The sequence below is a fragment of the Streptomyces sp. NPDC026672 genome (assembly GCF_040638185.1).
In the GTDB taxonomy this organism is placed as follows: Bacteria; Actinomycetota; Actinomycetes; order Streptomycetales; family Streptomycetaceae; genus Streptomyces.
Genome location: NZ_JBEZXS010000089.1, coordinates 1 through 12,252, shown reverse-complemented (window position 1 = coordinate 12,252; position 12,252 = coordinate 1). Strand labels below are relative to the sequence as shown.

The window sequence follows — 12,252 nt, the reverse complement described above, 5'->3', positions numbered from 1 at the left end:
GGGGGGGGGGGGCGGGCCGCGCGGGGGGGGGCCGCCGCGGCCCGGCCCCCCCCGCGGGGGGGGGCCGCCCCCCCCCCGCGGGGGGCCCCCCCCGCCGCCGCCGTCGTCGCTCAGCCGCCCAGTGCCGTGAGGACCACTCCCCTGGCCTCCTCCTGCACCCGGGCGAGGTGGTCCTCGCCGAGGAAGGACTCGGCGTAGATCTTGTAGACGTCCTCGGTGCCCGAAGGGCGGGCCGCGAACCAGGCGTTGGCGGTGGACACCTTGATCCCGCCGATCGCGGCGCCGTTGCCGGGAGCCTCGGTGAGGACCCGGGTGACCTGTTCGCCGGCGAGGGTCTCGGCGGTCACCTGGGCCGGGGAGAGCCGGGCGAGCAGCGCTTTCTCCTCGCGGGAGGCGGGCGCGTCCACGCGGGCGTAGGCCGGGGTGCCGAAGCGGTCGGTCAGCGCGGCGTAGTGCGCGGACGGGGTGCTGCCGGTGACGGCGGTGATCTCGGAGGCGAGCAGGGCCAGCAGGATGCCGTCCTTGTCGGTGGTCCACACCGAGCCGTCGCGGCGCAGGAAGGACGCGCCGGCCGACTCCTCGCCGCCGAAGCCGATGCCCCCGTCGGCCAGTCCGTCCACGAACCACTTGAACCCGACGGGCACCTCGACGAGTTCACGGCCGAGGTCGGCGGCGACACGGTCGATCATCGAGGACGACACGAGGGTCTTGCCGACGCCGGCCGCGGCGGGCCAGCGGTCGCGGTGGGCGTAGAGGTAGGAGATGGCGACGGCGAGGTAGTGGTTGGGGTTCATCAGGCCGGCGTCCGGGGTGACGATGCCGTGCCGGTCGGCGTCGGCGTCGTTGCCGGTGGAGATGTCGAAGCGGTCGCGGCGCTCGATGAGCGAGGCCATCGCGTACGGCGACGAGCAGTCCATGCGGATCTTCCCGTCCCAGTCCAGCGTCATGAACCGCCAGGTGGGGTCGGTGTGCGGGTTGACCACGGTCAGGTCGAGCCCGTGCCGTTCGGCGATCCGCCCCCAGTAGGCGACGGAGGCCCCGCCGAGCGGGTCGGCGCCGATGCGCACCCCGGCCGCCCGCACCGCGTCCAGGTCGAGGACGGAGGGCAGGTCGGCGACGTAGGTGTCCAGGAAGTCGTACCGCCCGGTGGTGGGGGCGGCGAGCGCGCGGGCGTACGGGACGCGCCGTACGTCCTTCATGCCGCCCGCGATGATGCGGTTGGCGCGGTCCTGGATCCAGGCGGTGGCGTCCGAGGCGGCGGGGCCGCCGCTGGGCGGGTTGTACTTGAAGCCGCCGTCGGCGGGCGGGTTGTGCGAGGGCGTGACGACCACACCGTCCGCGAGGCCCGTCGTACGGCCGCGGTTGTGGGTGAGGATCGCGTGCGAGACCGCGGGGGTGGGGGTGTAGCCGTCGGCGCTGTCGACGAGGACCGTGACGTCGTTGGCGGCGAACACCTCCAGCGCGGTCACCTTCGCGGGCTCGGACAGGGCGTGGGTGTCGGCGCCGAGGAAGAGGGGCCCGTCGGTGCCCTGTTCCGCGCGGTACTCGCAGATCGCCTGGCTGGTGGCGGCGATGTGGTCCTCGTTGAAGGCGGTCGCCAGGGACGATCCGCGGTGCCCCGACGTCCCGAACGCCACGCGCTGGGCGGGGTCGGCCGGGTCGGGGTGCAGTGCGTAGTACGCCGTGACCAGCCGGGCCACGTCGACAAGGTCCTCGGGACCGGCCGGGGTGCCCGCTCGCTCGTGCGGCATGGGTCCGTATCCTCCGCTTGGGTCGATGATCGCTCGACGCCCCATCTTTCCCCGTCGCGGTGCGGATGCGCGAGTGGGCGGTGGGTGGTGGTGCGGCGGGGGCGGTGGCACGTGCGGCGGGGGCGGCGGTCAGCCCGGTCCGGCCTTGGGCCGCTGTTCGTCGCCGTCCGCGGGGGTCCGGCCCGGGGGTACGTCGCCGGCGGTGAGGTGCTCCAGGACCTCGGCCAGCTCCTTGCACGCCTGTTCGACGGACATCCGGGTGTTGCGCTGCTCGGCGATGACCGCCGACAGGAGCAGCGCGGTGAGGGCCATGGTGCCGTTGAACGCCTGAAGCTTGATCATCACCTGGACGTCGGTGAGGCCCCGGAAGGGACCGGCGCCCTCGGTCGCCGCGAGGGTGGTCGTCACGGACGCGAACAGGGCGCACGGCATGCTGCCCGCGAGCCGGAATCGCAGGGCGGCCCAGATGAGGAGCGGATAGACCAGAAAGAGCACGCTCATGACGCTCAGCGCGGCGACGGGGACCAGGACGCAGGAGGCGAGCAGCAGCGCCGTGGCCTCCTTCCAGCGGGCGAGGCCGGGGAGGCGGCGGGAGCGGTGGAGCATCAGCAGGATCGGGGTGACGATCAGGACGCCCATGGCGTCGCCCACCCACCAGGCGAGCCAGACCACCCAGAAGCGCGTCACGTCGAGCTTGCCGGTGGTGACGAGGAGGCCGACGCCGACGGTGGCGCTGATCAGCATGGCGGTCAGGGCGCCGAGGAAGACGAGGGCGAGGCCGTCGCGGAGGCGGCCGAGGTCGGTGCGGAAGCCCACACGGCGCAGCAGCAGGTACGCGCAGACGGGGGCGGCGGTCTGGCCGGCGACGATGCCGACGAGGTCGGGGCCGGGTGGGCCGACCGACAGCCCGACGAGGAGGGCGCCGAGGGTGATGCCGGGCCAGGCGCGTATGCCGAAGATCAGCAGACAGGTCACCGCGACGCCGGTGGGGGGCCAGATGGGGGTGAACACGGCGCCGTCGACGACCAGCCGGCGCAGCAGTCCCAGACGTCCGGCGGCGTAGTAGCAGACGGCGATGGCCGCCGTCCGCGCGAGGACGACGGCCGGCCGCCGCACCCTCGCAAGACCCACCACACCAGCCATCAGACACCGACCGCCCCCCGACGGCGAGACGAGTTCCCCCCGAAGGGGCCGAGAACCGCCGCCCACCCCCGGCCCCGGCGACACACCCCACCCCGACGCCCGGACCCGGCCCCGGGCGGCCCGCCGGAAGCCGACAAACCCGCCGGCGAACCGCGCGCCCCACCCAGGACCGGACGGCACGCCCAAGACCGGCCGACGAGCCCGGCACCGGGTGGCGCAGCCGGAGCCGGGCGGTGCAGCCGGAGCCGGGGGGCGTGTCCAGGGCCCGGTGGCGGGCCTAGGGGCGGGGGGTGTGTTCGTCGTGGCCGATGACCAGGACCGCCGCGTCGTCCTCGTGGCCCACGTGTTCGGCGCCCTTGATCACGGCGGCCGCGAGTGCGGGGGCCGTCAGACCGGCCACGGCGGCGATGCCGGCGAGCCGGGCCACGCGGTCGAGTCCGTCCTCGAGACAGAGCGAGGGCCCCTCGACGACACCATCGGTGAGCAGCACGAACACCCCGCCGGTGGTGAGCCGGTGCCGGGCCACCGGGTACTCCGTCCCCGTCTGGATGCCGAGCGGCGGCCCGCCCTCGTCGTCGGCGACACCGGACTTGCCGTCGGCGGTCGCCCAGACGGACGGGGTGTGCCCCGCCCGCGCGCTCTCCAGCACCCCGCAGGACGGGTCGAGGCGCAGGAACGTACAGGTGGCGAAGAGATCGCTGCCGAGGGAGACCAGCAGGTCGTTGGTGCGGGCGAGCAATTCGCCCGGCTCGCCGGTGACGGAGGCGAGGGCCCGCAGCGCGGCCCGGACCTGCCCCATGAAGGCGGCGGCCTCGATGTTGTGGCCCTGCACGTCCCCGATGGCGAGACCGATGCGGCCGTCGGGCAGCGGAAAGGCGTCGTACCAGTCGCCGCCGACGTTCAGGCCGTGGCAGGCGGGGGCGTAGCGGACGGCGAGCCGGAAGCCGGGCGCCTCGGGCAGGTCGGGCGGGAGCATGCCGCGCTGGAGCGCGATGGCCAGCTCCACCTGGGAGCGCTGGAGCTCCGCGCGCTCGCGCGCCTGGGCGGTGAGCGACCGGAGCCTGAGCAGCAGTTCGTCGCCGTCGTCCACTGAGCGCTTGCGACGCATGGATCACTCCGTCGGGGTGACAGCCCATTGAGGACAAACCCCTAGATTTTACCTTTTCCGCACCATATTCACACCGGCTGCGCCCGCCCCGCTGTCCGGGTTCCGGGGGAATCGCACACCGGGTACCTTCGCGCGAGACATCGGCCGACGCGCGATAGGTTGATCGGTATGAGCGACAACGTTTACTTCGACATCACCATCGACGACCAGCCGGCGGGCCGCATCGTGTTCCGGCTCTTCGACGACGTGGTGCCCCGGACCACGCGCAACTTCCGGGAGCTGGCCACCGGCCAGAACGGTTACGGTTACGCCGGTTCCACCTTCCACCGTGTCATTCCGCAGTTCATGCTCCAGGGCGGCGACTTCACCGCGGGCAACGGCACCGGCGGCAAGAGCATCTACGGCGAGAAGTTCGCGGACGAGAACTTCGACCTCAAGCACGACCGTCCGTACCTGCTGAGCATGGCCAACGCGGGCCGGAACACCAATGGCTCGCAGTTCTTCATCACCACGATCGTGACCAACTGGCTGGACGGCAAGCACGTCGTCTTCGGCGAGGTCGTCGAGGGCCAGGACATCGTCGACAAGATCGAGTCCTACGGCAACCAGAACGGCCGTACCCGCGCCACGATCAAGATCAGCGCGAGCGGCACGGTCTGACCGGCCTGCCGCCCGGTCCGGGCGCCGCTCCTCGCGGCGCCCGGCCGTCCGCGCTCAGCCCTGGCGGGCCTTGAAGCGCGGGTTCTTCCTGTTCACCACGTAGGTGACCCCCCGGCGGCGCACCACCTGCGCGCCGGGCTTGGACTTCAGCGAGCGCAGCGACTTGCGCACCTTCACGGCTCCATCCTCTTCCTGTCTGCTCCGGCTTCTTCCTGTGCGGCGGGTCAGCGTGCCTCGCGGAAGAGGACGTGCCGCCCGGCCACCCGGTCGTACTTGCGCAGGACGAGCCGGTCGGGGTCGTTGAGACGGTTCTTGCGGGTCACATAGGTGACGCCGGTCCCGGCCGTCGACGTCAGCCGGACGACGGGACGCACGGTGTTGCGTGCCACGGAGACTCTCCTTTCCCGCGGCCGACGCGCCATGATTGTTCTGCGCATGCCAGCCGCAGTCCGTGCAACAGCACCACCGCCCCGCACATTCCCGGCCCCCGGCCCCCGGTAAAGAAACCCTATGGTCTAGTCCAAGTAGCTTTCAGGTCTAGTCCAATCCATTGACGTGAACCCAACAGCTCCCGGAGGCTGGGGCGACTCCCCCACCCCCCTCTGGAGGCAGGCTGTGAGACCTCTTCGCGCATGTCTGGGAGCGGCGGCGGCCGTCGCGCTCGCCGCCGCGGGCACGACCGCCCTCGTCGCGGTCGACGCCTCGGGTGCCACCACCGCGCTGAGCAACCGGTGGTACGCCGCCGCCCCCTATCTGATGCCGCTCGACAACGACCCGCCGAGCGCCGGCGCCATCATGGACGCCACCGGCCTCAAGGCGTTCCAGCTCGCCTTCGTCCTCGCCCCGAACGGCGGCGGCTGCTCCCCCACCTGGGGCGGCACCGCGCCGGTCTCCTCGGACACCGCCGTCCAGTCGGTGATCAACACGATCCGCGGCAAGGGCGGCGACGTCTCGGTCTCCATCGGCGGGTACGGCGGCACCAAGCTGGGCCAGGCGTGCGCGGACCCGGCGTCCACCGCGGCCGCCTACCAGCAGGTCGTCACCAAGTACGGGCTGCACGCCATCGACTTCGACCTGGAGGAACCCGAGTACGAGAACGCGACGGCCATCAGGAACGAGATCGGCGCCGCGAAGATCCTCCAGCAGAACAACCCGGGCCTCTACGTCTCCGTCACCACGGCCGGCACCGCCGACGGCACCGGCTGGTTCGGCAAGCAGATGCTGCTGGAGGCGAAGTCGCAGGGGTTCACCCCGAACAACTTCTCCATCATGCCGTTCGACGGCGGCTTCAACGGGGCGGCGAGCCAGACGAGCGCGCTGACCAACTTCAACACGATCCTCCAGTCCACCTTCGGCTGGGACCAGGCCACCGCCTACGCCCACGAGGGCTTCTCCGGGATGAACGGCCGCAGCGACACCGGCGAGTACTTCTCGCAGACCGACTTCCAGACCGTCCTCGACTACGCCACCGGCCACCACATGGACCGGTTCACCTTCTGGTCCCTCAACCGCGACCGCCAGTGCGCGCCTCCCGACAACGGCGGCCGCACCTCCGGCACCTGCTCCAGCGTGCCCCAGAGCGCGTGGGACTTCGCGAAGTACTCGGTGAAGTTCGCCGGGGCCACCCCGCCGGTCACCCCGCCGCCGACCTCCCCGACCCCGCCGCCGAGCAGCGCCTGCAAGGCGGCCTGGAGTTCCGCCTCGGTGTACGTGGGCGGGGACGAGGCGTCGTACGACCACCACAACTGGAAGGCCAAGTGGTGGACCCAGAACGAGGTCCCCGGCGCCTCCGAGTGGGGCCCCTGGCAGGACGAGGGCGCCTGCTGAGGCGCGGGACCGGCCGGGACGCCGCTCAGGGTATGTCCCCGTGCCAGTCGTAGTGCCGGCCGGCCGGGCGGCGGGGCGTGTACAGCGTCCTGCCGCCCGGCCCGTGGCGGCCCAGTTCCGTCGGGAGCGAGACCGGCCCGCCGAGGGTCCCTGCGGGCCGGTCCGTGATGTCCAGGAGCAGCCCGTCGAGCGGGCCCCCGACCAGCTCCGCGTACGTACGGCCCGGGCGGGGGCCCGCGTCCTCGTGATCGGCGCCGTAGACCCTGCCGCGCATGAAGTCCTGCTCGTCCATGCGGTTCAGGGTCGCACCCGGCACTGACAACGGCCGCGGACCGCTCCGCACGGCACCCCTCCCCCACGGCACCCCTCCGCACGGCGCCGCTCCCCTCACAGGGGCGGCTCGTCGAACAGGCGCAGCAGGGAGCGGGCCGCGTCCGCGGCGCCCGCGTCGTCCGGGGTGCCGACCGTGGCCGACGGGAACAGCCGGCCCCAGGCGCCGGCCCGGCCCAGGACGCCCAGCCGCCAGGCCGGGCGGACGGCGCGGCGCAGCTCCTTCGCCGTGTGCCCCGCGCCGGTCCACACCTCCAGATAGGCGTCCCGCAGCCGCGGCAGCACCTCGGACCCGTGGCGCTCGGCGGCCCTCGCGGCCGGGACCGGGAGGCTGCAGAAGGGGTGGGTGACGAGCGCGTCGCCCCAGTCGAAGAAGACGAACCGGCCCGGTGCCGGACGGAACACCTGGCCCTCGTGCAGGTCCGCGTGGTCGAGGGTGTCCGGCACGCCCACGGCGGCGAGCCGTGCGCACCAGTCGGCCAGGCGGGGCCGCAGCGCGGCGAGCCGCGCGCGTTCACCGGGCGCCAGCGCGGTGTTGCTCTCCACGAGCCGGTCGAAGAGGCGGGGCAGTTCGGCCGTACGGGCGCCGGGCACGCCCAGGGCCTCGATCTCACGGCCGTGCGGCGCCACCGCGTGCTGCACCCGCGCGTACTGGCGCAGCAGTTCCTCCCACGCGCGGACACCGGGCGGCTCGCGGTCGAGCACGTCCCGGAACAGGTCGCCCCCGTCGGGCAGCAGCAACCAGCCGCGCGCGGGGTCGACCGCGAGGGGCGCGAGGACGTGCCCCGGCACCCGGCGGGCGAGGAACGCGGTGAGCGCGCCCTCGAAGGCGCTCGCGGGCGGGTTCGCCTTGAACCAGACGGCGCCCGGCCCCTCGACGGGCAGCCGCGCCAGGACCGACCACGGGCGCAGCCGCACCCGCGGGGGCCCGGTCACCCGCAGCCCGCGCGCGGCCAGTTCGCCCTCGGCCCAGCCGAGGGCGGCCCGGCGCCAGTCCGTCCCCTCCCAGGGGGTGATCACGTCCGGGTACCTGCCCCGGTCCGGGAGGATCGCCGTCTCGTGCCGCATCGCGTCATCGCACCAGACGACCGCGCCCGTGCGCCACCGCTTTCCTCCCGTGCCGTCCGCATTCAAGGAATGCGCCCGACTCCCCCGCGCAGGCCGCCCGTTGCTTCACCTCTTGACGTGTCTGGTTCAGACCTTTAACTTCACGAAGCACTGACGATACAAGGATGCGCCCAGCGTTCAGATCGATGAACCATCGTCGCATTCCTTTGCATTCCGCCGCATTTCACCCCGCACTGCTTCCCTCCCCCACCGTCAGCCGCCACGAAAGGCTGTGACTCCATGGCCGTACCTCCCCCCACCGGCTCCACCGACGGCACGAGATCCGCCGGTACCGCCCGCACGGTCCTGCGCCTGCTGGTCCTGCTGGCCGCCCTGCTCGGCCTCGCCGCACCCCCCGCGCAGGCCACGAGCCGCGCCGCGGCGGCACCGTTCAAGGTGCTGGCCCTCTACAACGGCACCTGGGACGCCGCGCACATCAGCTTCGTGCACGAGGCGAACCAGTGGTTCCCGCAGCAGGCCGCCGCCAACGGCTTCACCTACACCGCGAGCAACAACTGGGACCTGCTCGCCAACGGCGGGGTGCGCGACTACCAGGTGGTGCTCTTCCTCGACGACCTGCCGCAGACGGCCGCGCAGCGCTCCGGCTTCGAGCAGTACATGCGGGGCGGCGGCGCGTGGATGGGCTTCCACGTCTCGGCGTTCACCACCGACGCGGGCAGCTGGTCCTGGTACCACAACCAGTTCCTCGGCACCGGCAACTTCCGCTCCAACACCTGGGGCCCGACGACCGCGGTGCTGCGCGTGGAGGACCGTACCCACGCGGCGACCAAGAACCTCCCGGCGACGTTCACCTCGTCGGTGAGCGAGTGGTACAGCTGGTCCAACGACCTGCGCACCAACCCGGACATCAAGATCCTGGCGTCGATCGACCAGAGCAGCTTCCCGCTGGGCACCGACCCCAATCAGACCTGGTACAGCGGCTACTACCCCATCCTCTGGACGAACACCAAGTACCGGATGCTGTACGCCAACTTCGGGCACAACGCGATGGACTACGCGACCAACACCACCCTGTCGTCCACCTTCGCGAGCGCCACGCAGAACCGCTTCCTGCTGGACGGCCTCAAGTGGCTCGGCGGCGCCGGTGACACCACCCCGCCGCCCGCCGGCGGGCCCATCTCCGAGACCGCCTGGTACGCCGTCCAGAACGCCGGCAACGGCACCTGCGTCGACGCCCGCGCCGCGGCCACCGCCAACGGCACCGTCGTGCAGCAGTACGCCTGCAACAACAGCGCGGCCCAGCAGTACCAGTTCCGCGCCACCGACAGCGGTTACGTCCGGATCGCCGCGCGGGGCAACCCGCAGCAGGTCGTCGACGTCACCGACCGCTCCACCGCCGACAACGCCCCGCTCCAGCTGTGGTCCTACAGCAGCGGGCAGAACCAGCAGTGGCAGCCGGTGGCCGAGTCGGGCGGGCGGTACCACTTCGTGGCCCGGCACAGCGGCAAGTGCCTGACCGCCGCCGCCTCGTCGGCCGACAGCGTGCAGCTGACGCAGCGCGGCTGCGACGGCTCCGCCGCGCAGAGCTTCCAGCTCACGCAGGTGCCCTGACCGCACCGCGCCCCACTTCTCCGCACCGCGGAAGGACCCCCCGCATGACTCGTTCCAGGCTCTCCGCGATCGCCACCGTCGCGGGACTCGTCGGCACGCTCACGTTCCTCGGCTCCGGCAGCGCGGGCGCGGCGAACCCGAACGTCGCGCCCGGCGGCAACTTCGACCTGTCGATCTGGCAGCTCCAGGAGCCGGTCGGCTCCCCCGGCTCCCCCACCACCATCTCCTCGTCGCGGCTCCAGGGGGCGAACGGGTACCAGGACTCCTACTTCTACACCGACACCCGTGACGGCGCGATGACCTTCTGGGCGCCGGAGAAGGGCGTCACCACGCCCAACAGCAACTACGCGCGCAGCGAACTGCGGGAGATGAACCGCAGCGGCAGCGCCGCGGACTGGTCGCTGAGCGGCTCGCACCGGATGAGCGCGACGCTGCGGGTGGTGTCCGTGACGAAGAACGTGTGCGTGGGGCAGGTGCACCTCGGCTCCGGCGGCTCCTCGACCAAGCCGCTGCTGGAGCTGTACTACCGGTCCAACGGCGACATCGTCCTCGGCACCGAGAACTCCCCGTCGGGCGGCCAGACCACCCACACGGTGGGCCATGTGTCGATCGGCAAGACCTGGCAGTACACGATCGGCATCTCGGGCGGCAACACCATCGACCTGACGGTCAACGGCAGCACCACGCACTACGCGATCCCGTCCTCGTTCTTCCCCTACAAGCAGTACTTCAAGGCGGGCTCGTACAACCAGTCGTCCTCGGACAGCACCACGAACGGCGCGCGGGTGGCCTTCTACGGGCTGACCGTGTCCCACGGCTGACGACGACACGGCGCACAGGACGGACCGGGCGGCACACCGCCCGGTCCGTCGTGCGTGCGGGTGGGGCCCCTTGGCCCCGACATCCGAGACGCGCCGCCCCAGATACTGCACATATCACCCTAAAACGTGTGTTATTCATTCATGCACAAACCTTCGCGGCGTACTTTGCTCACCGCCTCGGTCGCGGCCCTCGGCTCGGGACTCGTGGCCTCCTGCTCCGGGAACGACTCGCATCCGCGCTCGGGTCCGCATCCGGGGGCCGGAGTCCTCCTCGACAACCGGGACTTCGTCCCACCGGGCCCCAAGGGGTACGTGAACCCGTCCGGCCCCGAGGTCCGCGCGGCCGAGCGCAGGCGCGGTTCCGGCTCCGTCCGCATGTTCGAGTTCACCGCCGCCGAGACGACCGTCGACCTGGACGGGCGCCATGTGCGCACCTGGGCCTACGGCGAGCACGTGCCGGGACCGCTGGTCCGGGTCACCGCCGGTGAGGTGCTGAGCCTCACCCTCGCCAACCGGCTGCCCGTCGAGACGACGCTCCACTCCCACGGCGTGCGCATGCGATGCGACATGGACGGCGTGCCCGGCCTCACCCAGGACGCCGTTCCGCCCGGCGCGGACTTCCGTTACCGCTTCACGGTCAGTCACCCCGGCACTTATGTGCTGCACTCCCACTCCGGGCTCCAGCCCGACCGCGGGCTGTACGCCCCGTTCATCGTGGACGACCCCAAGGAGCCCCTGTCCTACGACAAGGAGTGGATCATCGTCCTGGACGACTGGGTCGACGGGATCGGCGGCTCCACCCCTGACCAGGTGCTCGCCCAACTCCTGCACGGCAAGAGCGGGTCCATGGCCGGCATGACCATGGGCATGGGGCCCGGCGGCATGCCGGCGGGCCACGGCGGCTCGACGGCCCCGCACCCCTCGGCGCCACACCCCTCGGCGGCGGCCTCCCGCAAGCCGCCGGCCGGGCCGTCCCGGGTGCTGCACGGCTCCCACAGCCGCATGCTGCACAGCGAGGCCGGCAGCGTGGCCTACCCGCACTACCTCGTCAACGGGCGCACACCCGCCCACCCCGAGGTGTTCCGGGCCCGCCCGGGCGAGCGCATCCGGCTGCGCATCATCAACGCCGGTGCGGACACGGCGTTCCGGGTCGCCCTCGGCGGCCACACCATGACGATCACCCACACCGACGGCTATCCCGTGGAGCACGCGGAGACCGACACCCTGCTGCTCGGCATGCTGGAGCGGTACGACGTGATCGTCACCGCCGGCGACGGCGTCTTCCCGCTCGTCGCGGTCGCCGAGGGCAAGAACGCCCGGGGTCTGGCACTGCTGCGGACCAGCCCCAAGGCCGCCGCGCCGCCGTTGAACGCCCGTCCGGACGAGCTGGACGGCCGCTGCGTGCCCGCCCGGCGGCTGCGGCCCCACGAGTCGGTGCGGCTGCCGGAGCGCAAGCCCGACCGGGAGATCCGCATCAGGCTGACGGGCAACATGAAGGACTACAACTGGGGCTTCGACCACAAGCCGTACTCCGTGAGTCAGCGTCACCCGATCCGCTCGGGCGAGCGGATCCGGCTGACGATGATCAACGCGACCGACATGTGGCACCCCCTGCACCTGCACGGCCACACGTTCGCGCTGACCGGGATCGACGGGGTGGGCGCCCGCAAGGACACCGCGATCGTGCTGCCCCACCGCAAGCTGGACGTGCAGTTCGACGCCGACAACCCCGGCCTGTGGATGCTGCACTGCCACAACCAGTACCACTCGGAGTCGGGGATGATGACCATCCTGGGCTACCGCACCTAGGAACCGGTGGCCGGTCGGTCCCCGCCCGGGCGGGGGGCCGACCGGCCCCCCCCCAGGGGCGGGCCGCCCGTGACCCCACCTTAGCACCTGCGAGTTGGGGGTTGTGACGGGCGGATCGGAAGTG

The 12,252-nt window shown here is 72.2% G+C and carries 12 protein-coding genes; 5 read left to right on the top strand and 7 right to left on the bottom strand.

The genetic code is table 11. The annotated features are described in order from the left end of the window. Positions 1-110: 110 nt before the first annotated feature. The 3 genes from pgm to AB0F77_RS42570 form a co-directional block, all read right to left on the bottom strand. A complete protein-coding gene (pgm, locus tag AB0F77_RS42580; RefSeq protein WP_361960041.1) occupies positions 111-1,751 on the bottom strand; it encodes a phosphoglucomutase (alpha-D-glucose-1,6-bisphosphate-dependent) in 1,641 nt (546 codons plus the stop codon). 129 nt (positions 1,752-1,880) lie between these two features. Beyond that, complete coding sequence (locus AB0F77_RS42575) at positions 1,881-2,894, bottom strand: MASE1 domain-containing protein (RefSeq protein WP_361960038.1); 1,014 nt, start codon at positions 2,892-2,894, stop codon at positions 1,881-1,883. Positions 2,895-3,171: 277 nt separating this feature from the next. Further along, complete coding sequence (locus tag AB0F77_RS42570; protein WP_361960035.1) at positions 3,172-4,002, bottom strand: PP2C family protein-serine/threonine phosphatase; 831 nt, start codon at positions 4,000-4,002, stop codon at positions 3,172-3,174. Positions 4,003-4,170: 168 nt separating this feature from the next. On the opposite strand from AB0F77_RS42570, the gene AB0F77_RS42565 reads away from it, so the two are divergent. Then, a complete protein-coding gene (locus AB0F77_RS42565) occupies positions 4,171-4,662 on the top strand; it encodes a peptidylprolyl isomerase (protein ID WP_361960032.1) in 492 nt (163 codons plus the stop codon). A gap of 54 nt (positions 4,663-4,716) precedes the next feature. Here AB0F77_RS42565 and ykgO read toward each other — a convergent pair whose 3' ends face one another. After that, entirely contained in the window at positions 4,717-4,839 is a 123-nt protein-coding gene (ykgO, locus tag AB0F77_RS42560) for a type B 50S ribosomal protein L36 (protein ID WP_361960029.1), read from the bottom strand. Between the two features lie 47 nt (positions 4,840-4,886). Further along, complete coding sequence (gene rpmG / locus AB0F77_RS42555; RefSeq protein WP_361960026.1) at positions 4,887-5,051, bottom strand: 50S ribosomal protein L33; 165 nt, start codon at positions 5,049-5,051, stop codon at positions 4,887-4,889. Between the two features lie 226 nt (positions 5,052-5,277). On the opposite strand from rpmG, the gene AB0F77_RS42550 reads away from it, so the two are divergent. After that, positions 5,278-6,489, top strand: coding sequence for a carbohydrate-binding protein (locus AB0F77_RS42550; RefSeq protein WP_361960023.1), 1,212 nt, complete (start codon positions 5,278-5,280; stop codon positions 6,487-6,489). A gap of 25 nt (positions 6,490-6,514) precedes the next feature. Here AB0F77_RS42550 and AB0F77_RS42545 read toward each other — a convergent pair whose 3' ends face one another. Both AB0F77_RS42545 and AB0F77_RS42540 read right to left on the bottom strand, forming a co-directional pair. Next, a complete protein-coding gene (locus tag AB0F77_RS42545) occupies positions 6,515-6,781 on the bottom strand; it encodes a hypothetical protein (RefSeq protein ID WP_361960020.1) in 267 nt (88 codons plus the stop codon). A 95-nt stretch (positions 6,782-6,876) separates the two neighbouring features. Continuing rightward, positions 6,877-7,887: an aminoglycoside phosphotransferase family protein gene (locus AB0F77_RS42540; RefSeq protein WP_361960017.1), complete on the bottom strand. Its 1,011-nt coding sequence runs from the start codon at positions 7,885-7,887 to the stop codon at positions 6,877-6,879. A 279-nt stretch (positions 7,888-8,166) separates the two neighbouring features. Between AB0F77_RS42540 and AB0F77_RS42535 the strand changes: the two genes are divergently transcribed. The 3 genes from AB0F77_RS42535 to AB0F77_RS42525 all read left to right on the top strand — a co-directional run bounded on the left by AB0F77_RS42535 (position 8,167) and on the right by AB0F77_RS42525 (position 12,128). Next, the gene (locus AB0F77_RS42535; RefSeq protein ID WP_361960014.1) at positions 8,167-9,498 is read left to right on the top strand and encodes a ThuA domain-containing protein; all 1,332 of its coding nucleotides are present in this window, start codon (positions 8,167-8,169) and stop codon (positions 9,496-9,498) included. 44 nt (positions 9,499-9,542) lie between these two features. Continuing rightward, on the top strand, positions 9,543-10,319 hold the full coding sequence (locus AB0F77_RS42530) for a polysaccharide lyase family 7 protein (protein ID WP_361960011.1): 777 nt from the start codon (positions 9,543-9,545) through the stop codon (positions 10,317-10,319). Between the two features lie 141 nt (positions 10,320-10,460). After that, positions 10,461-12,128, top strand: a complete 1,668-nt coding sequence (locus AB0F77_RS42525) for a multicopper oxidase family protein (protein WP_361960008.1) — start codon at positions 10,461-10,463, stop codon at positions 12,126-12,128. Positions 12,129-12,252: the final 124 nt, after the last annotated feature.